Origin of the sequence: Rhizobium sp. WYCCWR 11152, assembly GCF_013087615.1 — a bacterium.
In the GTDB taxonomy this organism is placed as follows: domain Bacteria; phylum Pseudomonadota; class Alphaproteobacteria; order Rhizobiales; family Rhizobiaceae; genus Rhizobium; species Rhizobium indicum.
Genome location: NZ_JABFCP010000011.1, coordinates 237360 through 260117, shown reverse-complemented (window position 1 = coordinate 260117; position 22758 = coordinate 237360). Strand labels below are relative to the sequence as shown.

At 62.9% G+C, this 22758-nt stretch carries 26 protein-coding genes; 10 read left to right on the top strand and 16 right to left on the bottom strand.

The window, feature by feature from the left end; all coding sequences use genetic code 11:
* Positions 1-347: 347 nt before the first annotated feature.
* Positions 348-728, top strand: a complete 381-nt coding sequence (locus tag G9X67_RS22795) for a VOC family protein (RefSeq protein WP_171599756.1) — start codon at positions 348-350, stop codon at positions 726-728.
* Between the two features lie 57 nt (positions 729-785).
* Here the strand turns inward: G9X67_RS22795 and G9X67_RS22790 are convergent, their stop codons facing one another.
* Positions 786-2777 carry a methyl-accepting chemotaxis protein gene (locus tag G9X67_RS22790; RefSeq protein ID WP_171599755.1) on the bottom strand — a complete coding sequence of 664 codons (1992 nt, stop codon included), beginning with the start codon at positions 2775-2777 and terminating at the stop codon, positions 786-788.
* A 575-nt stretch (positions 2778-3352) separates the two neighbouring features.
* Here G9X67_RS22790 and G9X67_RS22785 point away from each other — a divergent pair.
* The gene (locus G9X67_RS22785) at positions 3353-4228 is read left to right on the top strand and encodes a transporter substrate-binding domain-containing protein (RefSeq protein WP_171599754.1); all 876 of its coding nucleotides are present in this window, start codon (positions 3353-3355) and stop codon (positions 4226-4228) included.
* Between the two features lie 28 nt (positions 4229-4256).
* Here G9X67_RS22785 and G9X67_RS22780 read toward each other — a convergent pair whose 3' ends face one another.
* From G9X67_RS22780 to G9X67_RS22760, 5 genes are all read right to left on the bottom strand, one after another.
* The gene (locus tag G9X67_RS22780) at positions 4257-4670 is read right to left on the bottom strand and encodes a tellurite resistance TerB family protein (RefSeq protein WP_003545221.1); all 414 of its coding nucleotides are present in this window, start codon (positions 4668-4670) and stop codon (positions 4257-4259) included.
* A gap of 101 nt (positions 4671-4771) precedes the next feature.
* The gene (locus tag G9X67_RS22775) at positions 4772-5482 is read right to left on the bottom strand and encodes a thermonuclease family protein (protein ID WP_171599753.1); all 711 of its coding nucleotides are present in this window, start codon (positions 5480-5482) and stop codon (positions 4772-4774) included.
* Positions 5483-5493: 11 nt separating this feature from the next.
* Complete coding sequence (locus G9X67_RS22770; protein WP_171599752.1) at positions 5494-6171, bottom strand: helix-turn-helix transcriptional regulator; 678 nt, start codon at positions 6169-6171, stop codon at positions 5494-5496.
* Positions 6172-6293: 122 nt separating this feature from the next.
* Positions 6294-6941 carry a response regulator transcription factor gene (locus G9X67_RS22765; protein WP_003545225.1) on the bottom strand — a complete coding sequence of 216 codons (648 nt, stop codon included), beginning with the start codon at positions 6939-6941 and terminating at the stop codon, positions 6294-6296.
* Positions 6942-7032: 91 nt separating this feature from the next.
* Positions 7033-7431 carry a hypothetical protein gene (locus G9X67_RS22760; RefSeq protein WP_171599751.1) on the bottom strand — a complete coding sequence of 133 codons (399 nt, stop codon included), beginning with the start codon at positions 7429-7431 and terminating at the stop codon, positions 7033-7035.
* A gap of 119 nt (positions 7432-7550) precedes the next feature.
* On the opposite strand from G9X67_RS22760, the gene G9X67_RS22755 reads away from it, so the two are divergent.
* Complete coding sequence (locus tag G9X67_RS22755) at positions 7551-7904, top strand: DUF952 domain-containing protein (RefSeq protein WP_171599750.1); 354 nt, start codon at positions 7551-7553, stop codon at positions 7902-7904.
* Positions 7901-8989 (top strand): quinone-dependent dihydroorotate dehydrogenase, encoded by a 1089-nt coding sequence (locus G9X67_RS22750; protein ID WP_171599749.1) that lies wholly within the window; start codon positions 7901-7903, stop codon positions 8987-8989. The genes G9X67_RS22755 and G9X67_RS22750 overlap by 4 nt, the downstream gene beginning before the upstream one ends.
* Here G9X67_RS22750 and G9X67_RS22745 read toward each other — a convergent pair.
* The 3 genes from G9X67_RS22745 to G9X67_RS22735 all read right to left on the bottom strand — a co-directional run bounded on the left by G9X67_RS22745 (position 8965) and on the right by G9X67_RS22735 (position 11162).
* A complete protein-coding gene (locus G9X67_RS22745) occupies positions 8965-10311 on the bottom strand; it encodes an MATE family efflux transporter (RefSeq protein ID WP_171599748.1) in 1347 nt (448 codons plus the stop codon). The two genes, G9X67_RS22750 and G9X67_RS22745, sit on opposite strands and share 25 nt — an antisense overlap.
* An 85-nt stretch (positions 10312-10396) precedes the next feature.
* Positions 10397-10894: a CAP domain-containing protein gene (locus tag G9X67_RS22740; RefSeq protein ID WP_128400926.1), complete on the bottom strand. Its 498-nt coding sequence runs from the start codon at positions 10892-10894 to the stop codon at positions 10397-10399.
* A gap of 1 nt (position 10895) precedes the next feature.
* Positions 10896-11162, bottom strand: coding sequence for a DUF6460 domain-containing protein (locus G9X67_RS22735; protein ID WP_026154422.1), 267 nt, complete (start codon positions 11160-11162; stop codon positions 10896-10898).
* A 144-nt stretch (positions 11163-11306) separates the two neighbouring features.
* On the opposite strand from G9X67_RS22735, the gene G9X67_RS22730 reads away from it, so the two are divergent.
* Together G9X67_RS22730 and G9X67_RS22725 are read left to right on the top strand one after the other, a co-directional pair.
* Complete coding sequence (locus G9X67_RS22730; RefSeq protein ID WP_171599967.1) at positions 11307-12239, top strand: tetratricopeptide repeat protein; 933 nt, start codon at positions 11307-11309, stop codon at positions 12237-12239.
* Positions 12240-12449: 210 nt separating this feature from the next.
* Complete coding sequence (locus G9X67_RS22725) at positions 12450-13085, top strand: YitT family protein (RefSeq protein ID WP_171599747.1); 636 nt, start codon at positions 12450-12452, stop codon at positions 13083-13085.
* A gap of 238 nt (positions 13086-13323) precedes the next feature.
* Here the strand turns inward: G9X67_RS22725 and G9X67_RS22720 are convergent, their stop codons facing one another.
* On the bottom strand, positions 13324-13725 hold the full coding sequence (locus G9X67_RS22720; protein WP_171599746.1) for an endonuclease domain-containing protein: 402 nt from the start codon (positions 13723-13725) through the stop codon (positions 13324-13326).
* 202 nt (positions 13726-13927) lie between these two features.
* On the opposite strand from G9X67_RS22720, the gene G9X67_RS22715 reads away from it, so the two are divergent.
* Complete coding sequence (locus tag G9X67_RS22715; protein WP_157628318.1) at positions 13928-14095, top strand: hypothetical protein; 168 nt, start codon at positions 13928-13930, stop codon at positions 14093-14095.
* A gap of 69 nt (positions 14096-14164) precedes the next feature.
* On the opposite strand, the gene G9X67_RS22710 is transcribed toward G9X67_RS22715, so the two are convergent.
* Together G9X67_RS22710 and G9X67_RS22705 are read right to left on the bottom strand one after the other, a co-directional pair.
* Positions 14165-14626 carry a carboxymuconolactone decarboxylase family protein gene (locus G9X67_RS22710; protein WP_027666287.1) on the bottom strand — a complete coding sequence of 154 codons (462 nt, stop codon included), beginning with the start codon at positions 14624-14626 and terminating at the stop codon, positions 14165-14167.
* A gap of 22 nt (positions 14627-14648) precedes the next feature.
* Positions 14649-15149, bottom strand: coding sequence for an Rrf2 family transcriptional regulator (locus G9X67_RS22705; protein WP_003545245.1), 501 nt, complete (start codon positions 15147-15149; stop codon positions 14649-14651).
* Positions 15150-15281: 132 nt separating this feature from the next.
* Between G9X67_RS22705 and G9X67_RS22700 the strand changes: the two genes are divergently transcribed.
* From G9X67_RS22700 to pdeM, 3 genes are all read left to right on the top strand, one after another.
* Positions 15282-15914, top strand: coding sequence for a YitT family protein (locus tag G9X67_RS22700; protein WP_171599745.1), 633 nt, complete (start codon positions 15282-15284; stop codon positions 15912-15914).
* 47 nt (positions 15915-15961) lie between these two features.
* Positions 15962-18472, top strand: a complete 2511-nt coding sequence (locus G9X67_RS22695) for a ligase-associated DNA damage response DEXH box helicase (protein ID WP_171599744.1) — start codon at positions 15962-15964, stop codon at positions 18470-18472.
* A 61-nt stretch (positions 18473-18533) separates the two neighbouring features.
* Positions 18534-19271, top strand: coding sequence for a ligase-associated DNA damage response endonuclease PdeM (pdeM, locus tag G9X67_RS22690; RefSeq protein WP_171599743.1), 738 nt, complete (start codon positions 18534-18536; stop codon positions 19269-19271).
* A 221-nt stretch (positions 19272-19492) separates the two neighbouring features.
* Here pdeM and G9X67_RS22685 read toward each other — a convergent pair whose 3' ends face one another.
* The 4 genes from G9X67_RS22685 to G9X67_RS22670 form a co-directional block, all read right to left on the bottom strand.
* The gene (locus G9X67_RS22685) at positions 19493-20074 is read right to left on the bottom strand and encodes a transglycosylase SLT domain-containing protein (protein WP_171599742.1); all 582 of its coding nucleotides are present in this window, start codon (positions 20072-20074) and stop codon (positions 19493-19495) included.
* Between the two features lie 143 nt (positions 20075-20217).
* The gene (locus tag G9X67_RS22680) at positions 20218-20775 is read right to left on the bottom strand and encodes a dihydrofolate reductase family protein (RefSeq protein ID WP_171599741.1); all 558 of its coding nucleotides are present in this window, start codon (positions 20773-20775) and stop codon (positions 20218-20220) included.
* A gap of 200 nt (positions 20776-20975) precedes the next feature.
* Complete coding sequence (locus G9X67_RS22675; RefSeq protein WP_171599740.1) at positions 20976-21779, bottom strand: TIGR02186 family protein; 804 nt, start codon at positions 21777-21779, stop codon at positions 20976-20978.
* The gene (locus G9X67_RS22670) at positions 21776-22699 is read right to left on the bottom strand and encodes a sulfite exporter TauE/SafE family protein (protein ID WP_003545257.1); all 924 of its coding nucleotides are present in this window, start codon (positions 22697-22699) and stop codon (positions 21776-21778) included. Before G9X67_RS22670 ends, G9X67_RS22675 begins: the two co-directional genes overlap by 4 nt.
* Positions 22700-22758: the final 59 nt, after the last annotated feature.

The window sequence follows — 22758 nt, the reverse complement described above, 5'->3', positions numbered from 1 at the left end:
CGCGCTTCAATCCTTCGGGAAGCGTCGCCGGGGGCGCCGTGATCGAGCGGCCGGCGGGACGCGACATCCACCTGTTGATATTAGGGTGAAAATCCGGATCCTCCAGATGCGCCGACCCATCCATTGCCGAAACCGATGCCGTCTGCTAGATCGGCCTCGTCGAAAAAGGCAGGATCGGTTGAGGTAAGCCCGATCCCTTCCGCTGGAGCGTTAAGCGCTGTGGCGAAGCTCTGCTCCGTGCCACGGCACGAGAACCCGCGACGTGATCCGCATGAAGATGCGGGATCCCGGCGGCGTGCGGAGACGGCAAAAAGGCAGTCCCGGGATTTTTTCGAACGGAGACTGTCATGCGCTTGAACCATCTCGATTTCCACGTTCCCGATATCGCTGCCACGGCGGATTTCTTGATCCGCCATTTCGGCCTGAGGCTTAAGGATATGCGCGGCCAGAACGGCCTCGCGATCCTGGAAGACGATGCCGGCCTCGAAATCGTCCTCAGCCACGCAATCGCAAAATTCGGCACCGCCGATCAAGTGGAGATCGGGCGCCAGACCTATCACATCGGCTTCATTCTGCCCGAAAGGGCGGACGTCGATGCGGTCCATGCCGGGCTTGTGGCTGCCGGTGCGGATCTGTCTGGCCCGCCGGTCGCCATGCGCGGCGGCTGGCTATTCTATTGCACGGCGCCCGGAAACATCCTCGTCGAGATCGGCTGGCGGCCGGGTTAGGTCCTCAAATAGCAAGGGCGGCCGCAGCCGCCCTTGCCAATGCCTGTCTTGACCGGCTCAGAATTCCGTCCAGTCGGGATCCTGGCTCGGCGATGTGCTGCTGCCGGCGCCGAAGGCGTTGGCGATTTTCTGGCCGAGCGCGCGGGCCGGCGAGGCGGCCGGGCGGGCAGTGCCTTCGTGGGCGACGCGGACCGGAGCTGCCCTGGCGGCCGGGCGCGTGGGCGCGCGTGGTGCCGTGGCGATTGACGCGCTGGCGGTGAAGCCGCCGGTGCCGGTCAGCCTGAATTGGCCGAGCAGGTTGTTGAGTGCTGCCGCTTCCGTTGCCAGGTTGTGGCTGGCGGCAGTGGATTCTTCGACCATCGCCGCATTCTGCTGCGTGCCCTGATCCATGGTGTTGACGGCGGTGTTGATCTCCTGCAGTCCGATCGACTGTTCGCGGGAGGCTTCGGCGATCGCGTGGACGTGCTGGTTGATCTCCTGCACTTCGTGGACGATTGCGTCGAGCGCCTTGCCGGTTTCGCCGACCAGCGAGACGCCGGTCTGCACATGCGAGCCGGAGGTGCTGATCAGCGCCTTGATCTCCTTGGCCGCCTTCGCCGAGCGCTGGGCGAGCTCGCGCACTTCCTGAGCGACGACTGCAAAGCCCTTGCCGGCGTCGCCGGCACGGGCCGCTTCGACGCCTGCGTTTAGAGCCAAAAGGTTGGTCTGGAAGGCGATGTCGTCGATGACGCCGATGATGTTGGAGATTTCGCCCGAGGACTTCTCGATCTGCTGCATGGCGGAGACGGCCTTGCGGACGACCTCGCCTGACTTTTCGGCACCGAGGCGGGTGCGGGCGACGAGCTGGCTCGCCTCCTCGGCCCGCTTGGCGGCGTCGCGCACCGTCGTGGTGATCTCCTCCAGCGCTGCTGCCGTCTCTTCGACGGAGGCCGATTGCTGTTCCGTTCGCTGGGAAAGCTGGTCCGCGGAGGAACGAATCTCGTTGGCGCCGGCGCCGATCGCCCGGGCATTGGCGCCGACCGTATGCAGGGTCTCGTTGAGCTTCTCGACCGAGTTGTTGAAATCCTCACGCAGCGCATCGAGATGCGCGACGAAGGGCTCGGCGATATGCGAGGCGAGATCGCCGGCGGCAAGGCGGCGCAGGCCGTCGCCGAGCGCGGTGACGGCGCGGTCGAGTTCAGATGCTTCGCGGGCCTTCTGCGCCTCGCGGTCGCGGCGCTCGCTGTCGCTGACGTCGCGGTCTGTTTCGGCGCGCGCTTCGATCCGGGCGCGCTCGATCGCATTGTCGCGGAAGACCGAAACGGCCTTTGCCATCTGGCCGACTTCGTCGCCGCGGTCGAGGCCGCTGACATCGCTTGTCGTATCGCCCTCGGCAAGCCGCGTCATGCGCTGGCGCAGCTGCATCATCGGGCCGGCGATGCCTATCTGGGCCACGACCACGCTGAAGCCGACGGCAGCGAGAACGGCGATGCCGATCAGAACGAGACAGAAGACGATCCGTTCGTTGACGGAAGCCGAGAGCGCGTCGCCGCCATCGTTGAGCATCGCCATCATCGCATCATTGTTGGCGATCATCTTCGGCGTCAGTGCATCGAGCTTGGCATTGATCAGGGCAACATTCGCCTGGGCGCCGGCGTCGTCCTTGGCTTTGCTCTGTTCGATGATCTTGTTCGCCAGCGTTTCGATCTCATCGATGCCCGCCTGAATTTCATCGATCGCCGGCTTGCGGCTGGGCACCAGTGCCAGCGCCTGCTTCATGCGGTCACGCGCCTGTGGCAGCTTGCTCGGTGTGGCGAGCGCCTTCTGGAATTCGGGCGTATCGGGTTTCATGTCGGCAAGCAGGCTTACCTGCAGCACCGAGGCCACCGCCGATGCGCTGGCACGCGCGCTCAGCATCGAGGCCTGCGCCTCATGATCGATGAAGGCGCTGTAGGCGGCGTCCGCACGGCGGAACTCGGATATGACATAGATCAGCCCGGACATGGTGATCAGCCCCAGGAGCGCCACGACGGATATGATTTTTGTGCGGATTTTCAGATGTTTCAGCATAGAAATGTCACCCGATTGACGGGGCGTGCTCGCGCGCCCGGTGCTTTTGAAATCAATTGTTGCAGAAAAACGCTGCTTCAATATCGCGGTTTAGGGATTACGTTTGGGCTGACGCTTGCATCATGCGATCGGCTGGCGGGGTCCGATGTCGTCGCAACAAATAAAGGCGATATTCTTTAATTCCGCGCTAACACGAGGCGGTGGTTGGCTGTGATTTTTAGGGACTGAATTGTCGTCTCGAGTCTTGCGCCAGGGCTGTCCGGTTGGCGCCGATGGCTGCCCCTCACCCTAACCCTCTCCCCGTAAACGGGGCGAGGGGACGCGCCCCGCGAGAGGCTGGCGAGAAACGGAGAGGTCGCGGCTATCCCCCTTCGCCCCGTTTACGGGGAGAGGTGGCGGCAGCCGGATGAGGGGCTGGCGTCGGCGATCTCCCTGGGCCGAGGATGTCGTATGAAGGCTATTCCTCTGCGCGGCGCCGCTCCCCTCACTCCCACCCATATTCCCCACCACGCATGACTCTGATACATCTCGCCGACGCCGCACGCTTCGCGCTTAACCCAGAGACAACGATCACGATGATGCAATCCAAGCCGGCATCCCTGACTCTGAAGGGTTTTTTCACGCTCGGCCTGTTTCTCGGCGCGTTTTTTTCAAGTTTTGCCGCATCGGCTCAGCAGGCGGCGCCCTCGCTGCCGCTGCTCTTCGATGCGCGCGAGCGTCTTGCGAGGCCCGATCTCTCTTCGCTGGTGCGCTTGCGCTTCCTGACGTCGGTCGATTTCCCACCGTTCAATTTCACCGATCAGAACGGCAAGCTTTCCGGTTTTAATGTCGACCTCGCCCGCGAAATCTGCGGCGAGTTGGAAATATCGGATAAGTGCCAGATCCAGGCGATCCCCTTCGCCGACCTCAGGGATGCGCTCGCCGCCTCGCAGGGGGATGCCGTCATCGCCGGTTTTGCCGTGACCCCGGAGCTGCGCCGGCAATTCCTCTTCTCCAGGCCCTATCTGATGCTGCCGGCGCGCTTCGTGCGCAATCTTGCCGTGCCGCTCGACGGAAAGACCGCTGCCGCGCTTTCCAGCCATCCGGTCGGTGTGGTCAGGGGGACGGTGCACGAGGCGATGCTGGCCGCCTTTTTTCCCACGCTCAAGGCCGAGCCATTCGACACGAAGGACGCCCTGCTTGCGGCGCTCAAGGACCGCAAGGTCGATGCCGCCTTTGCCGATGCGCTGCAGCTTTCCTTCTGGGTCTCTTCGCCGGCCTCAGCCAAATGCTGCGCGCTGTTCGACGGCCCCTATCTCTCCGAGCATTTCCTCGGCGAGGGCATGACGATCATGCTGCGGCAGAAGGACAGCGTGTTGACATCCGCCATCGACCACGCGCTCGCCACGCTGTCGCGCAACGGCCGCCTCCAGGAAATCTATCTACGGTATTTCCCCTACGGCCTTTATTGAATTATGCAGCAATCCAAAGCTGATGCATTCAGCCCTTGCGGAAGCGGGCAATGGCGCTGCGCTCGATCGCCGCGCAGGTGAGCTTATCCAGGCCGAGCCGGTCACGCAGCAGGCTGAGCAGCCGCAACTCCTCCGCCTTGACCGAGAGATCGGCAGATGCCACCTCGACGGCCAGTGCATAGGCCGTGTCGTAGAGCTTTGCGGGCAAGGTATCGCGCACGGTTTCGAGGACGACGTCGAGGCCTTCCGGTCCGGCCAGCAGCGAGGCGCAGTCGCGCGCCACCGCAATCAGCTTGTCGTCGTCGAAATCCCGGAAAACCGGCAGGAATCCGATCAATTGGCCGATCCTTGTCATCTCCCTGTCGTTCATCGTGCTGTCGACGGCGGATGCCATCACCATCACGTAGATCAGCGCGTCATGGGCGGAAAGCGGCTTGTTCATCTCTGATTCCTTTTTCGGTCAGCCCAGATTAGGAATTGGCGACCGCCATTACAAGGGATCGGCCCGATCCGGGGCTGTCCGACGCTGTCGTGGCTGCCGGTTTAATTGCGGCGTGGATCATCGCCGTAGAGGCCTTTTCCTGCCTGCCTGGCCTTTTCGGCGGCAGCCATAGGCGGCGAACCCACTGCTGCTTCCGCCCAGCCGTTTTCGGCGAGCCATAAGCCGAGATCCTCTGTGCCGAGCCGGCAGGCAGTCGTTACTGTTTCCTTCCATTCCACCGTCTCGAGATCGCAGCTGACGCTGCGGTTGCGCAACAGCAGGCGCAGCGCCGTCTTCGCCATCATGCCGCAGGGCCATTGCCGGCCCGTCGGCCCGCATATCCTGTCGGTGGGCGTCGGCACGATGCCGGCAAGCAGAAGCCGGCGCTCGCCAAAGGAAAGAATGCCGGCATTATCGACCATCGGCCTCGCCAGCTCCACCGCCTCTTTCGCAGTGGGACTTGGCGTTTCCCCGGCCGGCGTCTCCGCTTGTTGCGGTGCATCGGCCGGTTTGGGTGTCCCGCCATCGCTTGGCGCCTGAGAGGGCGGAGCCGTCGGCTCCACTGAGCGAGCAATCATTTCGGCACGGTCGTCCGACATCGTCGCACGTTCGCCGGCTTTGGGAGCAGCATCCGCGGCTGCCGTCGCCCTCTCCTCTGCGGACGCCGTCTCTTCCCCGGCCGTGCCGCCGCCAAGCCTTGCTTCGCCTGCTAGCAGCAGGCCGGCCACCACCGCCATCCCCGTGATACCTGTGATGAAGGCGGCAGGGCGCATGGAATATCTTCCTATTGGCTGGCCCAGATGATCCGGGCGATCCAGGCGATGTCGGAAAGCTCGAGGGTGCGGTTGGGATGTTCGGGATTGAGCGACATCAGCTCGATCGACCGCGGGCTCTGGCGCAGCAGCACCTTGGCCATCACCTCGCCCTCGTTTGTGCGCACGACGACGCGGTCGTTGCGGCGCACCTGCGCCCCCGGCTCGACGATCAGCACGTCGCCGTCGCGGTAGAGCGGCATCATGCTCTCGCCCTGCACCTCCAGCGCATAGACGCCGGCCTTCTGCGAAGGAGCGGCCGGAAATTCCACCACGTCCCAGCCCTGGCCGGCCGGAAAGCCGCCATCGTCGAAGAAACCGCCGGCGCCCGCCTGGGCGAAGCCAAGCAGCGGAATGGGGCGGCCTTGCGGCTGAAACGCGTTTTCCTGCTGCCTGGCCTGCTGCTCGGAGGGACCGGTGTCCGCCCGCATGAAGGCCAGAAACTGCTCCATGCTCGCACCCGTGGCGTCGAGCACCTTGGCGATCGATTCCGTCGAGGGCCAGCGCAGCCGCCCGTCGGCGGAGAGCCGTTTCGATTTGTTGAAGGAGGTCGGGTCGAGGCCGGCGCGCCGCGCAAGACCGGACGGCGTCAGTTCGTGCCGTTCGGCAAGCCTGTCGAGCGCTTCCCAGATCTGGTTGTGTGACAGCATGCGCGCGATTCCGTGCGGCGGATCAAGCGCCGCGCTTCAACCAAGCGGAATATTAACCGACCGCGCTGGCGGAGTAAAGATAAAGGAGGAATAAAATCCTGTCGCCGGGCAGTCGGCTGCGCTCAGGCGACCATCGCCATGTTGATCTTGCCGAGCTGGATGACGGCCTGCGTCCGGCTGTCGACATCGAGTTTCAACAGGATCGCCGAGACATGCGCCTTGATCGTCGCCTCGGAGACGCCGAGTTCGTAGGCGATCTGCTTGTTCAGTAGCCCTTCGCCGAGCATGGTCAGCACCCGGCTCTGCTGCGGCGTCAGCGTATGCAGGCGGTGGATCAGGTCGGCGACATCGGGATCCTGCTCCTGCCCGTCGCGATAGCTTTCCGGCGTGGCGATGTCGCCGGCAAGCACCGTCTGGATGCTGCGGCGAATATCCTCGATACCGGAGGACTTCGAAATGAAGCCGGAAGCGCCGAGTTCCAGCGCCCGGCGGATGGTCGTCGCATCGTCGGTTGCCGAGACGATGACGATCGGCAGGCTGGCGAATTCGGAGCGCAGAGCCATCAGGCCGGAAAAGCCGCTGACGCCGGGCATGGCGAGATCGAGCAGCATCAGGTCGGCATCCGCATGGGCGCCGGCTGCCCGGCGCGCGGCGGCGAAATCGCCGGCCTCGACGATCGACTGCCGGCCTTCCATGCCGATCACCGCCTGGCGCAGCGCGTCACGGAAAAGCGGATGATCGTCCGCAATGATGATGGTCTGTTCCTGCATCGAAAACTCCCTCCCAAGAGCCCGATCATGCCGGCTTGTGCCTCCGCCCCTCCGCGTTGCACGCTGGCTTGCTCATATCGACTATATCAGATCAGGTCTTCTGCGGAAGGGGATTGGTGTTTTCCTCGGCCTGGAACTCCTTCACCATCCCCATGAAACTCTTCATCATCCGCTCCATGATGCTGATCGAACGGTCGACCTCGGCATCGCTCGGCAGCGCGCGCTGGGCGACATTGCCCTGTTCGAGCGCGGTCACCCGCTTTGCCAGCCGGTCGAGTTCATCCTCATAGGCCGCCCGCTCGTCGGCCGCCATCCGGCAGACGAGGGCGCCGTCCTTATCCTGGCAGATCGACATCGCGCCGGTCTGCCGGTCGAGCCGGACGAAATGGTCGCCGCTCTTCTCCAGCTGGAAGCGGCCGGCATCGGGTTCGACGGCGGCGGCGGCCAACGGCATCAGAAAAATGCCAAACGTCAGAATCAAAACCTTCATCGTCTCATCCTCCGGATTTTGCTTGTGGCGGTCCCGTTTTTCGGCGCCGGGGCGTGGACATCGCCGCCTCTTTCCGGCAAAGCCCTCGTGACCAAGGAACAGCCTATCGTGAGGCCATGATGACCCTGACACCGACCCTTTACAAGATCGTGACGGAAACGCTCTGGCAGCAAGCCAGACAAACCGGCACTTTTCATGGCGCAGGCATCGATCTCAAGGATGGCTTCATCCATTTGTCGACGGCGGACCAGGTAAAGCAGACCGCCGCGCTGCATTTGGCCGGCCAGTCCGGCCTGCTGCTGATTGCCGTGGATGGCGGCGGCTTCGGTGACAAGCTGGTCTTCGAGCCCTCGCGCGGCGGCGATCTCTTCCCACACCTCTACGCCGATCTGCCGCTTGCGGCCGTGCTCTGGGAGGCGCCGTTACCGCTCGACGAAGCCGGCGCCCATATCTTTCCGGAGCTCGCGCCATGATCGATCCCTTCAAGCGTCTCGCCCGCAAGGGTCTCTTCCTGTTCGATCCGGAAACGGCGCATGGCATGTCGATCGCCGCGCTGAAATCCGGCTTCGTGCCCGCCTGCCAGCTGACACCCGATCCGCGCCTGCGCCAGACCGTTGCCGGCCTTACCTTCGAAAGTCCGCTCGGCATGGCCGCCGGCTACGACAAGAATGCCGAGGTGCCGGAGGCGCTGTTGAAGCTCGGCTTCGGCTTTACCGAGATCGGCACGGTGACGCCGAAACCGCAATCCGGCAATCCGCGGCCGCGCATCTTCCGGCTGGTGGAGGATGAAGGCGTCATCAACCGCCTCGGCTTCAACAATGAAGGCCATGATGCCGCTTTCGGGCGCCTTGCCGCGCTGAGGGGCGGCGGCATGATCGGCGTCAATATCGGCGCCAACAAGGATAGCGAGGACCGCATCGCCGATTACGTCGCCGGCATCCGCCGCTTTTATTCCGTCGCGCGCTATTTCACCGCCAACATCTCCTCGCCGAACACGCCTGGCCTGCGCGACCTGCAGGGGCGCGAAAGCCTTGCAGTGCTGCTGTCATCAGTGCTTGCTGCGCGCGACGAGATGGCGGCGGCGTCCGGCCGGAAGATCCCGGTCTTTCTGAAGATCGCGCCCGATCTGACCGAGGAAGGCATGGACGATATCGCAGCCGAGGCGCTTTCGCATGCGCTCGACGGGCTGATCGTCTCCAACACCACGCTGTCGCGCGACGGCCTTAAGGATCAGCGCCAGGCGAAGGAGGCGGGTGGCCTTTCCGGCGTGCCGCTGTTCGAAAAATCGACGGCGGTACTCGCCAGGATGCGCAAACGCGTCGGCCCTGATCTGCCGATCATCGGCGTCGGCGGCGTCTCCTCGGCCGAAACCGCGCTGGAGAAGATCCGGGCGGGTGCCGATCTCGTCCAGCTCTATTCCTGCATGGTCTATGAGGGCCCTGGTCTGGCCGGCGATATCGTCCGCGGCCTGTCGAAACTCCTGGACCGCGAAAAGGCCGCCTCGATCCGCGACTTGCGCGACACCCGGCTGGATTATTGGGCGGCGCGGAAGGTCTGATCGGCCCGCGACCGCACCAGCATCGCCAGGAAGAAGCCCCGGAAGAGCAGGAAGGCGTTCATCGCCAGCCACAGGCCGTGATTGCCGAAGAGCGGCACGAAGACCGCGAGCATCAGGAGATAGCCGGCAAAAGATATCAGCATGCGGTTGCGCATGTCGGCCGACCATGTGGCGCCGATGAAGACCCCGTCCATCAGGAAGGCGAGCGCGCCGGTCAGTCCGGTGATCGCTGCCCAGGGCAGATAGGTTTCCGCCGCCTGCCGCACCTCGGGTGAGGTCGTCAGCACCGAGATCAGCCAGGGGCCGGCGAGGAAGAAGAAGGCGGAGCCGAGCGCCGCCAGCCCGAAGGACCAGAAGGTCGTGAGCTTCAGCCCGCGGTCAAAGGCCGGCCGGTAGCGCGCGCCGATTGCCCGGCCGATGATCTGTTCGGCAGCATTGGCAAGCCCGTCGAGGTAATAGCCGGACAGCAGGAAGAAATTCATCACCACGGCATTGGCGGCAAGCGTCACCGCACCGAAGCTGGTGCCGATCCGCGTCATGATGGTGAAGGCGCCGATCAGCACGAAAGTCCGGATCAAGATATCGCGGTTGAGCGCGAAAAGCTCGGCCAGCCGGTGGCGGGAGAAGACCTCGGACCATGCCGGCCGGGCTGCCTTACCGAAGCCGCGCAGCACGATGAAAAGCCCGGCGAGCGCACCGACGGTTTCGCCGGCCATTGTTCCCCAGGCGACCCCCGCCACGCCCCAATCGAGCGTCAGGCCGAGATAAATGGAAAGCAGGATGTTGATACCGTTGATGATCGCCTGCAGCAGCAGTCCGATCTTGCCCTGTCCGCGCCCGAGCACGAAGCCGAGGATGGCATAATTTGCCAGCGCCGCGGGTGCTGCCAGCATGCGGATGGAAAAATAGGTGCTGGTCGCCTCGGCGATCGCGCCTTCCGCCCCCATCAGCCTCAACCCCGCCGCCATCAGCAGCGGCGAAAGACAGAGCAGCGCCAGTCCGCAGCCGAGTGCCGAAATCATCGCCCGGGAAAAGACCGCCTGCTGCTCGTGCTGGTCGTGACGGCCATAGGCCTGCGCCGTCAGCCCGGTCGTCGAGGCGCGCAGGAAGTTGAAGCTGCCGAGAATCAGGTCGAAGAGCATGGCGCCGATCGCCAGCCCGGCCAGCGCTTCCGCATTGCCCATGCGGCCGACGACGGCGGTGTTCGTCAGCCCGAGCAGCGGCGTCGTCATGAAGCCGAGCGTCATCGGAAGGGCGATCGACAGCACCATCAGGTGCGTCACGTCGAATGCGAGCGCGTTGTGATTGCTGCGTGTATCCATGCCGGCCTCGTCGCGACGGCACTACGCGTCGTTTCAGACGCGCAACCGACGCTGCATCACTTGAACTGCTGCCGGCGGAATCACCTCAGCTGGAAAGCACCATGGCCCAATAGGGCAGGTTCCTGGAAGATGTATTATGGGCGACGGCAACGCCAAGGCCGCCATAACGTCCGAGCATGTTTTCCAGGTGATGCGGTGAGTTGATCCAGGCCGTCACCACGGCATCGACGCTCTGCTGGCCGGAGGCGATGTTTTCGGCCGCCGGCAGCCGCACGCCGCTCGCCTTGACGCGCGCGCCGAAACTGTCGGTCATACCCATGAGATGGGCCATTTTGCCCGCACTCGCCATGCGTTTTGCCTGGAACAAGGCGGCAGTACTCGCCGCCGGATCGACGGCAAGCGGCGGCAGGCCGTTCTTCGCCCGCAATTGGTTGACGAGCGGTAGCACGCTCGCCGTCTCGTCCTCGCCGTCCGACGGCGTGCCGGCCATCCGCGGGGTCGTGGTGCAGCCGGCGATGCCGGCGGCGAGCGCAAGTCCGGAAAGGCGCAGCAGGCCGCGCCTGGAAAGATCGATGGATGTCATGTTACCGGCGGTAGCTGAAAAGACGAAGGATGATGAAGAGCGGGATGACGATCGTCGCGCCGAGGATCAGATAGTCGCCGACGCGCCCGAGGGCCGAGAAGCCGCGGTACCAGATCTCCAGAATGAAATCGCGTATGCCGTAGATGATGCCCCACGGCGTCAGGCCGAAGACGGTCATGACGAAACCGACGATCAGCGACACCACGATAAGCTTTATCAATGTGCGGCCGATTGAATCGCCGAGGAACCTGTTCGCCTGATCGGACATAAGCCATCTCCTGTTTGCCCTTGGAATAAGGTCGCGGCGCGGCGCCCGCAAGCCCTTTCCGGAATTGGCCGCTTCGCCTCTGAAATAGGACTTGAGTTTTTTTGTGGCCGCCGCCAAATGCGCGCGAACCGATAAGGCCCATTGATGCTACCCCACCAGCTTTCCTCTGGCGATGTCATCGCCGACCGCCGCGCCGATTATGCCAGGATGCTCGAAGAAGGCGGCGAGCCGGAAGCGGCCGCCGAGCTGATGGAACAGGCCCTCGAGCTCGTGCCTGCCTGGGCCGCCGGCTGGTATCGCCTCGCCACCTATTGCGAAAAGGCGGGCAGGGGCGAGGCCGCGATCGAGGCCTATCGCAGGACGCTTGCCCTCGATCCCGATGATATTTTCGGTGCAACCCTCAAGCTCGCCCTTCTCGGCGGCGCGGCCATGCCCGACCAACCGCCGAGCCGCTATGTCGAGCGCCTCTTCGACGACTATGCCGACCGTTTCGAATCAGCCCTTGTCGAAAAGCTCGACTACAGCGTCCCACAGAAGCTCGCAGCGCTCGTCGCCTCCACCGGCAGGCGCTACGAACTGGCCGTCGATCTCGGCTGCGGCACCGGCCTGCTCGGCCCTGAAATCCGCGGCCGTGTCGGCCGCCTCGAAGGCTTCGATCTCTCCCAGAACATGCTGGCAAAGGCCGCCGAGAAACATGTCTATGACAGTCTCGCCCAGGCCGATCTCTCGCTCGCGCCCGATCTCTCCGGCCTCTTTGCAGATGCGGCGCGCCATCGCGCCGATCTGGTGACGGCAGCCGATGTGCTGATGTATCTCGGCAATCTCGAAAGCGTCTTTGCCATCGTCGGAGAACTCGCTGCACCATGCGCCGATATCGCCTTCTCCGTCGAGGATGCGGGGGAGGGCGAGGGCTTCCATCTCGCTCCCTCGCTGCGTTACGCCCATTCGGAATCCTATGTCAGGATGCTTCTTGCCCGTCACGGCTTCCAAATCCTCAAGATCGTCAAATCGGTCATTCGCAAAGATGGCGGAAAACCGGTGTCCGGCATTCTGTTCCTTGCGCAGAAGCCTGCGTGAGCGAACATTTCTTGCGATGTTTTAATAGGTCAGCATTGCTTACCTATTTCACTTGATCGGAACACCGAAAAACCCGATACTGCACCGCATCGGCAGAGAGCCCGGCAATATTACGCCGAGGCGCTCGGGCTCCTTTCATGATCCAAAATTCCGTCGCGCCCGGCCTTTCCAGGCGCGTTCTTGAACTCGTCTGCCGTGGAGACTGGCGACATGACACAGCTCATCAATGCCCTTGGCTTTTGGAATACGACTGCGACGCGCCACACCCCGGTCGAAGACGTGCAGGGCATATTCTCCGGCAGCCTCGTTGCCGCACTCGGCCTCTATGTGCTCGCCAGCGCCGGCCTTCTAACCGGCAGCACCGCCGGCGTCGCTTTCCTCCTGCATTATGCCTTCGGCGTCAATTTCGGCCTTGCCTTCTTCCTGCTCAACCTGCCGTTCTTCTATCTCTCCTGGAAGCGCCTCGGCATGGCCTTCACCATCAAGACCTTCATCGCCATCGGCCTGACCTCGGTGATTGCCGATGTGCAGTCGCGCTTCCTGTCCATTTCGAGCATTCATCCGGCCTGGGCGGCCCTTCTCGGCGGCCTGCTGCTCGGCTTCGGCCTGCTGGCGCTCTATCGCCACCGCGCCAGCCTCGGCGGCGTCGGCATTCTCGGCATCTACCTGCAGGAGCGTTTCGGCATCCGTGCCGGCCTCGTCCAGCTTGCCATCGACATGTGCGTGCTCGCCGCCGCCTTCTTCGTCACCACGCCGCCCGTCGTCTTTTATTCGGTTCTCGGCGCCGTCGTCCTCAACCTCTTCGTCGCCATCAATCACCGCGCTGATCGCTACATCGCGCTGTAAGGCGACATCCGAAGCCTCGTCTCCCCGTTTTTTTGGCGGTCCGCCTGCGTCCTCTCATCAAAGTCGCCGCGTGGATTTGCCCCTCATCCGCCTGCCGGCACCTTCTCCCCGCTTGCGGGGCGAAGGGGACATGCCGCAACGTCTCCGTTCCCCATGACGTCTCGTATGGCACGTCCCCTCTCCCCGTTCTTTACGGGGAGAGGGTTAGGGTGAGGGGCCACTCCACGGCACGCCATCGCTAATCGCCTGCCGCCGGAAAGAACCGCAAATCCGAAGCTTCCACGCGTTCGACCAGCCGCCCGTCGCAGATTGCAAGGATCGTCTCAAGCACGGATGGCGGAGCTCTCAGCACGTCCACGTTCCAGAAACGAACCACCGACCAGCCATTGCCGGTCATGAAGGCATCCCGAATGCCGTCCCGTCGGCTTTCCGCATGTTGGCTACCGTCGATCTCGATGACAAGCCGCAGTTCACGGCAGGCGAAGTCTGCAAAATAGGGACCGATCGGCAATTGCCGGACGAACTTGTTTCCGTTGAGCCGCCGGTCGCGCAGCTCTTTCCACAATTTGTCCTCTGCGTCGTTATCCGATTGGCGCAGGGATCGTGCTCGGGCAGTGGTTTTTGGCTTGGAGCCTCTCATTGAAGTCGTTCCGTGTGCTTTGCCCCTCACCCTAACCCTCTTCCCGTTTTACGGGGAGAGGGGACGTGCCCTAACCGCGTGTCAATCTGACCAGCGAGGCCCTAACATTACCAATCGGTAAGCCATTCTAAACAAAACGTAACTTGCCTGTGATCGGTCGCGGCGCCAAACTCTTCTCGCGCCGGATTTGATGAGGTGAACTATGTCAGATTTGGAAAAACTTGTCAGACGCCGTATGCAGGAAGAATACGCCAAGGGCGCTTCCGCGGAAGAAATTGCGAAAGTCGTCCGCGACCTATTCAACAGCGTCGACCTCTCGGGCAATCGGTTTGATGCCGTTGCCGTACGGGCCACCAGGGATCACGAGTGACCCGGTATTCGACCGACCCGAGATTTTCGGGTCGGTTGCCAGGATGATTTCCCTGTAAGCAGATATCGATCAGGCTGCCTTCTGCGCCGCATCAATCGGATGCTGCGAGCGGAAGCCGACGGCAAGCCGGTTCCAGATGTTGATCGCGCCGATCGCCACCGTGATTTTCGTCATTTCTTCTTCGGAAAAATGGGCCTTCAGCGTCTCGTAGTCGGCATCAGGCGCGCCTGTTTTGGCGATATTGGTCACTGAATCCACCCAGCCGAGCAGCGCCCGTTCGCGGGCGTCATAGACCGGCGATTCCCGCCAGACGCACATCAGGTTGATCCATTGTTCGGAGAGCCCATCATGGCGGGCTTCCTTCACATGCATGTCGACGCAATAGGCGCAGCCGTTGATCTGTGAAGCGCGCAGCTTGATCAGGTGGATGAAGCGGCGCTCCAGCCCGGAGGACTGGACATATTGCTCGAGCGCGGCGACTGCCTTGTAGGCATCGGGGGCTGCTTTGGCGAAGTTGAAACGTGGTTGCATGCTCTTTCTCCTTTGTTATGGCTCAACGAGCCGTCTTGCGTTCATGGATTTCAAGGAAGGCGCAGCCTCTGGCTGCGATCGATCCGTCGTCGACGGCGGCAAGTTCGATGCCGATATCGGCCAGGCTCGTCTTGGCGAGTTCGGCGCGATAGACCCGTTCGGCTTTCAGCATCGCCGCGTTGATGGTGCAGGGCTGGGCGAACAAGCGATCGGAGACCGGGTTCGGTCCGCGCTGGCGGATTTCGGCGCAGCGGAACGCCGGTGCAGACCCCTCGACCGCGAGCACGATGTCGAGCAGCGAAATCTCCTTCGGTGCTTTTGCCAGCCGATATCCGCCCTTCGGCCCCGGTACGGTATCGAGGATGCCGGCGCCCGACAGCGCCTGCAGATGCTTCAGCAGATAGCTTGTCGAAACGCCGTGGAATTCCGCCAGCGCGGCCGCCGAAAGCACGCCGCCTTCGGAGAGGCCGGAAAGCATCGCAACGCTGTGAATGGCCTGCTCGACCCCATCGCCCATCTTCATGCATCTGGCCTCCTCAATTCGTGGATAAAAAATATCCACGATTATGCCAGCTGTCAAGAGGTGTCCTCGCTGCTGCCACTTGCCTTTATCCTGACCGCGGATAGAAGACGGAAACGCCGACAGGGGAACAACATGGCATCCAACGCTTTTGCAGGCCTTCTGAATTCCAGCGCCGATCGTCACTCGCTCTTCGACGACGCCCAGGGCATCGTCGCCGGCAGCATGCTCGCCGTGCTCGGCGTAACGCTTCTCTCCGGCGCCGGGCTGCTTGCCGGCGGTACGGCTGGCCTTGCCTTCCTCGCCCATTATGCGACGGGCTTCAGCTTCGGCCTCTGCTTCTTCGTCGTAAACCTGCCCTTCTATTATCTAGCCTTCCGCCGTTTGGGTGCCGCCTTCACCATCAAGACCTTCGCCGCCATTGCGCTGACCTCGGTCCTGTCCGAATTCGTCCCGGGCTTCATCAGCATGGCGCGTGTCGATCCTTTCGCCGGTGCGCTCTTCGGCGGCCTTGTCATCGGCGCCGGCATGCTGGCGCTCTTCCGCCACCGCGCCAGCCTCGGCGGCATCGGCATTCTTGCCCTCTATATCCAGGATCGCTTCGGCTGGCGCGCCGGCTTCGTCCAGCTCGGTTTCGACGGCATCATCCTGGCGCTCTCCTTCTTCGTCGCCAGCCCCTTCATCATCGCCTGCTCTGTGCTCGGTGCGATCGTTCTCAACCTCACGATTGCCATCAACCACCGCAAGGACCGCTATATCGCCATGTGAAAAGGCGCCGCTCTTCTTTTTCCCTGGCGTTTGACTACTTTCAGGGCGTGGACCAGATCGATTCCGAAGCCCGTGCCCTGCTTCCTGCCGCCTTTACCCGCTGGTTTGCGGAAAAGGGCTGGCGCCCACGCGCCCATCAGCTGGAACTGCTCGCCCGCGCCGAGGCCCGCGACAGCACGCTGCTGATTGCGCCGACCGGTGCCGGCAAGACGCTCGCCGGTTTCCTGCCCTCGCTCACCGATCTCACCCGCCGCGGCCGGATCCCGCCCGGCTCCGCCTTCACCGGCATCCATACGCTTTATGTTTCGCCACTGAAGGCGCTTGCCATCGATATCGAGCGCAACCTGATGAAGCCGGTCGAGGAGATGGGCCTGCCGGTCACCGTCGAAAACCGCACCGGCGATACGCCGAATGCCAAGCGCCAGCGCCAGAAGCTCAACCCGCCGGACATTCTGCTGACGACGCCGGAACAGGTCGCCCTGCTGTTGGCGAACCGGGAGGCCGAGCGCTTCTTCAAGGACCTGAAATATATAGTCCTCGACGAGCTGCATTCGCTGGTCACCTCCAAGCGCGGCCATATGCTTTCGCTCGGCCTGGCTCGCCTCCGCCGCCTTGCCCCCGGTCTCCAGACAATCGGCCTGTCGGCCACCGTCGCCGAGCCGATGGATCTGCAGAAATGGCTGGTCGGCCAGGAAGAGGGCAGGGAGCACCATGCCGGCCTGGTGGTCGTCGAAGGCGGCGCCAAACCCGATATCTCGATCCTGTCGACCGAAGAACGCATTCCCTGGGCCGGCCATTCCGCCCGATATGCCATTCCGGATGTCTACAACAAGCTTGTCGAACATCGCACGACACTGCTCTTCGTCAACACCCGCAGCCAGGCGGAAATGCTTTTCCAGGCACTCTGGACGATCAATGACGACAACCTGCCGATCGCGCTCCATCACGGCTCGCTCGATGTTGCCCAGCGCCGCAAGGTCGAGGCGGCGATGGCCGAAAACCGGCTGCGCGCCGTCGTCGCCACCTCCACCCTCGATCTCGGCATCGACTGGGGCGATGTCGATCTCGTCATCCATGTCGGCGCGCCGAAGGGCGCCTCGCGTCTTGCCCAGCGCATTGGCCGCGCCAATCACCGCATGGACGAGCCCTCGAAGGCGATCCTCGTACCCGCCAACCGTTTCGAGGTCATGGAGTGCCAGGCCGCCCTCGATGCCAATTATATCGGCGCGCAGGACACCCCGCCGGTCGGTCGCGGCGCGCTCGACGTGCTCGCCCAGCATGTGCTCGGCATGGCCTGCGCCGAACCCTTCGACATGCTGGAACTCTACGATGAAATCATCAGCGCCTCGCCCTATGCCGATCTGAGCTGGGAGACCTTCGAGCGCATCGTCGATTTCGTCGCGACCGGCGGTTATGCGCTCCGCACCTATGAGCGTTACGCCCGTATCCGCAAGACTGCGGAGGGCCGCTGGCGCGTCTCCAATCCTGGTGTCGCCCAGCAATATCGCCTCAACCTCGGCACTATCGTCGAAAGCCCGATGCTGAATATCCGCATGGTCAAGCGCGGCGAGGGCGGCAGGATCGGCCGCGGCGGCGCCACGCTCGGCAAGGTCGAGGAATATTTCCTCGAGCAATTGTCGCCGGGCGATACCTTCGTCTTCTCCGGCAAGGTGCTGCGCTTCGAGGGCATCCGTGAAAACGAATGCCTCGCTTCGCAGGCCTTTTCGCTCGATCCGAAAATCCCATCCTATAATGGCGGCAAGTTTCCGCTGTCGACCTATCTCGCCGAGCAGGTGCGGGCGATGATCGCCGATCCCGATCGCTGGCGACACCTGCCGGATCAGGTGCGCGACTGGCTGTCGCTGCAGAACGACAAGTCGATGCTGCCGAAGCGTGACGAGTTTCTGATCGAAACCTTTCCGCGCGGCAGCCGCGGCTACATGGTCGCCTATCCCTTCGAAGGCCGTCTCGCCCACCAGACTCTCGGCATGCTGCTCACCCGCCGGCTGGAGCGGATAGGCGCCAAGCCCCTCGGTTTCGTCGCCACCGATTATTCGCTTGCCATCTGGGGCCTCGAGGATATGGGGCTGATGATCGGCAACGGCCGGCTCAGCCTCTCCGACCTCTTCGACGAGGATATGCTCGGCGACGATCTCGAAGCCTGGCTCGACGAATCCTTCCTGTTGAAGCGCACCTTCCGCAATTGCGCCGTGATTGCCGGCTTGATCGAGCGCCGCCATCCGGGCAAGGAAAAGAGCGGCCGTCAGATCACCGTCTCCGCCGATCTGATCTACGACGTGCTGCGCAGCCACGAGCCGGATCACATCCTCCTGCAGGCGACGCGGCAGGATGCAGCGACGGGACTTTTGGATATTGGCCGTCTTGGCGATATGCTGAGACGAATCAGGGGCCACATCACCCACCGCGCTCTCGATCATATTTCCCCGCTCGCCGTGCCGGTGATGCTGGAAATCGGCCGCGAGGCGGTGCCGGGAGAGGCCCATGACGCGCTCCTGGCCGAAGCGGCGGACGATCTGATCGCCGAAGCGCTCGCTTGACGAGAATTGGACCTGGTGAGAATTAGGGCCCGACGATTTAGGCCCTGACGACGATTTAGGAATGACGACCGTGATGAACCGCCTGGCGCTGGCGCGCGACATATCAGGACCGACCGCGATGCCGGGCATCGAGACATCGGTCCGTGGCATTGCCGCCGTCTGCGATCCGCTCGGCGCCCTCTATCTGCCTGATGCCGGCCTGCTCGTCGTTTCCGACCTGCATCTGGAAAAGGGTGCAGCCTTCGCCCGCCGCGGCATGATGCTGCCGCCTTACGATACGCTGGCAACGCTGACCGTCCTTGCTGCCGTCATTTCCCGCTATAACCCGAAGCTCGTCATCTCGCTCGGCGACAATTTCCACGACCGCATCGGTTCGAAGCATCTGCCGGAGAATTTCCGCACGCTGATCGTCAATATGGCCCGCGGCCGCGAATGGATCTGGATCAATGGCAACCATGATCCGGATGGCATCGTCGACCTGCCGGGCACATCTGCCGACGAGATGCACTATGCCGGCCTGACCTTCCGGCACGAGCCGAAGAGCGGCTTGCAGAGCGGCGAGATCGCCGGCCACCTGCACCCCTCGGCGACCGTGCGCCGCCGCGAGAAATCCGTCCGCCGCCCGTGCTTTGCCACCGACGGCGCCCGCCTGCTGATGCCGGCCTTCGGTGTCATGAGCGGCGGTCTGGATCTCGGCCATCAGGCAATGAAGGGCCTGTTCGACAAGGCTTTGCTGGTGGCGCATCTGCTCGGCAAGGACCGGATCTACTCGGTGCGGTATGGGAATTTGTGGGGATAGCGCCTGTTATTCCAGGTCGGCGGGCTTCAGCCCCCCTCTGCCCTGCCGGGCATCTCCCCCACAGGTGGGGAGATCACAAGTGGCTTGAACTTCCTGTCCATCTACCGTTTCGCCGTGCTGGACGTTCGTTGTTTGGGGAAGCCCGTGTGCCCAGCCAATCTCCCCACCTGTGGGGGAGATGCCCGGCAGGGCAGAAGGGGCTGGCACGGCACCACCTAAACTCAATCGCACTCCTGCAGCTGCCGCTGATATGTCCCTGCCATCCGCGCAAACTTCTGGGCCGTCTGCTGCAATTGCCCGTTCGAGCGCCAGTCGCCGCGTTTGTACCCCGTCGGACCTGAGTAATAGGCAAGATAGAGATTATAGGCATCGTTCAGCGGAATGCCGGTCTCCAGGCTGTTCTGGTAGTGATACCAGCCGATGAAATCGATCGCGTCGGCGAAGTTCGCCCGCCGCGCGGTCCAGTTCCCTGTCTGCGACTGGTAGTGATCCCAGGTCCCGTCGAGCGCCTGCGAATAGCCGTAGGCTGTCGACGGACGGGTCCAGGGAATGAAGCCGAACAGCTTGGTGCGCGGCGGCCGCGCATAGGGCTGGAAGCCGGATTCGGTATACATCGTCGCCATCAGGATCGGCACGGGCACGCCGTATTTCTTCTCCGTTCGTTCGGCGGCGCTCTGCCAGCTGGAGAAGAGCCCGTTGCGCTCGTCGAAGACGGCACAGATGTTCCTCGTCTGCTTCGGCGCCGTCGCGCAGCCGGCAAGCAGCGCGAGACCCACGGCCGTCAGAACGATACGAGTACGCATGACAAAACCTCTCGTTTCCGAGAGATTACTAACTCGTAAATGTTAAAAACCGGTTTTTAGTCGAATGCGAACTTCCCCGGCTGCCTCCTTGTGCGGCCAGGGATCGATACCCTGGCCTAACCATCGGGACGGCATCCCATCCACTACGCTTTGACGGGTTCGTAGCGCAGGATCATCGCGCCGCCTTCCGTCGTCGAGGATTCGATGAGCTTCAGCGGCATCTGGCTCTCTGCCGGTTTGAAAAGCGGATTGCCGCCGCCGAGGATCACCGGCACCAGGCAAACCCTGATTTCGTCGATAAGGCCGGCTTTCAGCAGACTGTCGGCAAGCTCGGCGCTGCCGAAGATCAAGATCGTCTTGCCGTCCTCCTGTTTCAGCCGCGTCAATTCGGGGATCGGATCGCTGACGACGCGGGCATTGTTCCAGCCGGGCTCGCTCATCGTCCGCGACACGGCGATCTTGGCGATGCCGTTCATATAGGCTTTGATCTCACCTTCGCCCTCGGCGGTCGGCCAGTAGGAGGCCATGCCCTCATAGGTCTTGCGGCCGAAGACCAGCAGATCGCTTTCCCTGCCGAACTGTTCGGCATAGCGCTGCAATTCAGGCCCCCAGGCGAGATTGTGGAAGTCGATATCCCATGGCTTCGTGCCTTCGAAATAACCGTCGAGCGTCATCAGGTTCCAGACAACAAGCTTTCTCATTTCCATCCTCCTTCTGAATTGCCATCACCAAAACTGGTTGCGTTTAACAACTGGTTAAAAGTTAGGCCGACTGATAGCGAAATGCAAGCGGTTTTTTTGAAGCAGAACATTCGGGCAAGCAGCTGCTCCCGCAGGCCTTCGTGCTCAGCGCCTTGCCGAGCCTATTTTCGGGAAGAAATTTTGAGCGCCTTGGCTGTGGATCAGTCCTTGCGGAAGATCAGGCTGGCACCCCAGCCGGTGATGACGGCGAGCAGCACGGCCGCAAAGCCGTAGAGGATCGGCTGCTCATGCGCCGCATCGGTGATCGTCTGCTCGATGCCGGTCTTGATGACCCGCAGCGGCAGCGATTTCTCGTTCACGAAAAGTCCGCTCTTGAACAGATAGGCGCGCACGGTGTGCACGCCGTTCGGAATGTTTGCCGGCAGGCGCAGGCTCGCCTTGAAGAGGTTGGAGGAAACGAACCGCACGCCGCTCGGGTTGCGGTCGTAGAGCCCGCCACCCTGCTGCAGTCGCCGGAAGGCGTCGCGGAACTCGCCGAGATTGCTGCCGTCGCCGACGAAGCCGACCGGCGTCAGCGGAATGTGGTCGATGCCGATCCCCTGATCGGTCAGCTCGAGCGGTGTCGTCAGATCGTCGATCATGCGCGAGCTCGACATCGAATAGGAATGCGGCACCGCTTCGAAGGTCATCGAGCGGGTGTTCACCCAGATGCCGAAGACGCGTTCCTTCCTGCGCACTGTCGCATCCTCGCGCGGGCCCTCCAGCACCACGACCACGTCATACTGGCCGATAGCGAGCAGCAACTGGTCGGTATTCGAGAGCGCTCCGAAGATGGTCAGATCCGCGCCGTGGAAATCCGAGGTGATGGCGATTTCGCTGGTCGACGTGCCGATTTCCAACCCTTCACGCACCACTTCCGTTGCTTGCCCCGGCAACCACTGCGCTCCGGCAACAGCCGGCAGCAGGCAAAGCAATGCGATGGCGAAACTCAGCAGGCGCGTCAATTGCCCGCTCCCATCACCACCGAATAGACGTCGGCCGGCGTCACCACCAGAGCGATCGCAAGACGCACGCCGACGGCGAGCACCAGCAGGCCGAGCAGGGCGCGCAGCTGTTCGCCGCGCAGCTTTTGGCCAACGCGCACGCCGTATTGCGCCCCGATGACACCTGCCACCATCAGGATGAAGGCGAGCACGATGTCGACGGAAAAGTTCGTCGCCGCCTGTACGATCGTCGTATAGGCGGTCACGAAGATGATCTGGAACAGCGAGGTGCCGACGACGACATTGGTCGGGATGCGTAGCAGGTAGATCATCGCCGGCACCATGATGAAGCCGCCGCCGACACCCATGATCGAGGTGAGGATGCCGATCGCAAAGCCGAGCGCGACGATCGGAATGACGCTGAGAAAGATCTTCGATTTCTTGAAGCGCACCTTCAGCGGCAGCTTGTGCACCCAGTGCTGGTGGCCGGGCTTGCGCGGTGCAGGCGGCTCGTTGCGCGCTGCCCGCCGCATGGCATTGACGCTTTCGAGCAGCATCAGCCCGCCGACGGTGCCGAGGAAGATCACATACATCAGCGAGATGATGAGATCGAGCTGGCCGATGGCGCGCAGTAAAGAGAAGATCCAGATGCCGACCGTGGCACCCGCAAGGCCGCCGACCAGCAGCACCGTGCCGAGCTTGACGTCGAGCGAGCCGCGCCGGAAATGCGTGATCGCGCCCGATATCGACGAGGCCACGACCTGGTTGGCGCCGGTCGCGACGGCGACAACGGGGGGAATGTTGTAGAAGATCAACAGCGGCGTGATGAGAAAACCGCCGCCGACGCCGAACATTCCAGACAGGAATCCGACGGCCGCCCCCATGCCGAGAATGATGAAGATGTTCACCGACAATTCTGCGATGGGCAGATAGATTGTCACAGCCGACCCCGAATGATGACCGCTCCTGCCGGGCGGTTTCTTGTCACGTCCCCGTTCGA

Excerpts from the sequence above, each read along its gene's own strand:
- G9X67_RS22795 (WP_171599756.1), top strand. The coding sequence starts at position 348 with ATGCGCTTGAACCATCTCGATTTCCACGTTCCCGATATCGCTGCCACG.
- G9X67_RS22765 (WP_003545225.1), bottom strand. The coding sequence starts at position 6,941 with ATGCAGGAACAGACCATCATCATTGCGGACGATCATCCGCTTTTCCGT.
- G9X67_RS22715 (WP_157628318.1), top strand. The coding sequence starts at position 13,928 with ATGTCAGATTTGGAAAAACTTGTCAGACGCCGTATGCAGGAAGAATAC.
- G9X67_RS22735 (WP_026154422.1), bottom strand. The coding sequence starts at position 11,162 with ATGTCCGATCAGGCGAACAGGTTCCTCGGCGATTCAATCGGCCGCACA.
- G9X67_RS22720 (WP_171599746.1), bottom strand. The coding sequence starts at position 13,725 with ATGAGAGGCTCCAAGCCAAAAACCACTGCCCGAGCACGATCCCTGCGC.
- G9X67_RS22725 (WP_171599747.1), top strand. The coding sequence starts at position 12,450 with ATGACACAGCTCATCAATGCCCTTGGCTTTTGGAATACGACTGCGACG.
- G9X67_RS22775 (WP_171599753.1), bottom strand. The coding sequence starts at position 5,482 with ATGCGCCCTGCCGCCTTCATCACAGGTATCACGGGGATGGCGGTGGTG.
- G9X67_RS22685 (WP_171599742.1), bottom strand. The coding sequence starts at position 20,074 with ATGCGTACTCGTATCGTTCTGACGGCCGTGGGTCTCGCGCTGCTTGCC.
- G9X67_RS22780 (WP_003545221.1), bottom strand. The coding sequence starts at position 4,670 with ATGAACAAGCCGCTTTCCGCCCATGACGCGCTGATCTACGTGATGGTG.
- G9X67_RS22755 (WP_171599750.1), top strand. The coding sequence starts at position 7,551 with ATGACCCTGACACCGACCCTTTACAAGATCGTGACGGAAACGCTCTGG.
- G9X67_RS22790 (WP_171599755.1), bottom strand. The coding sequence starts at position 2,777 with ATGCTGAAACATCTGAAAATCCGCACAAAAATCATATCCGTCGTGGCG.
- G9X67_RS22730 (WP_171599967.1), top strand. The coding sequence starts at position 11,307 with ATGCTACCCCACCAGCTTTCCTCTGGCGATGTCATCGCCGACCGCCGC.
- G9X67_RS22750 (WP_171599749.1), top strand. The coding sequence starts at position 7,901 with ATGATCGATCCCTTCAAGCGTCTCGCCCGCAAGGGTCTCTTCCTGTTC.
- G9X67_RS22785 (WP_171599754.1), top strand. The coding sequence starts at position 3,353 with ATGATGCAATCCAAGCCGGCATCCCTGACTCTGAAGGGTTTTTTCACG.
- G9X67_RS22760 (WP_171599751.1), bottom strand. The coding sequence starts at position 7,431 with ATGAAGGTTTTGATTCTGACGTTTGGCATTTTTCTGATGCCGTTGGCC.
- G9X67_RS22770 (WP_171599752.1), bottom strand. The coding sequence starts at position 6,171 with ATGCTGTCACACAACCAGATCTGGGAAGCGCTCGACAGGCTTGCCGAA.
- G9X67_RS22700 (WP_171599745.1), top strand. The coding sequence starts at position 15,282 with ATGGCATCCAACGCTTTTGCAGGCCTTCTGAATTCCAGCGCCGATCGT.
- G9X67_RS22710 (WP_027666287.1), bottom strand. The coding sequence starts at position 14,626 with ATGCAACCACGTTTCAACTTCGCCAAAGCAGCCCCCGATGCCTACAAG.
- G9X67_RS22745 (WP_171599748.1), bottom strand. The coding sequence starts at position 10,311 with ATGGATACACGCAGCAATCACAACGCGCTCGCATTCGACGTGACGCAC.
- G9X67_RS22740 (WP_128400926.1), bottom strand. The coding sequence starts at position 10,894 with ATGACATCCATCGATCTTTCCAGGCGCGGCCTGCTGCGCCTTTCCGGA.
- G9X67_RS22680 (WP_171599741.1), bottom strand. The coding sequence starts at position 20,775 with ATGAGAAAGCTTGTTGTCTGGAACCTGATGACGCTCGACGGTTATTTC.
- pdeM (WP_171599743.1), top strand. The coding sequence starts at position 18,534 with ATGACGACCGTGATGAACCGCCTGGCGCTGGCGCGCGACATATCAGGA.
- G9X67_RS22705 (WP_003545245.1), bottom strand. The coding sequence starts at position 15,149 with ATGAAGATGGGCGATGGGGTCGAGCAGGCCATTCACAGCGTTGCGATG.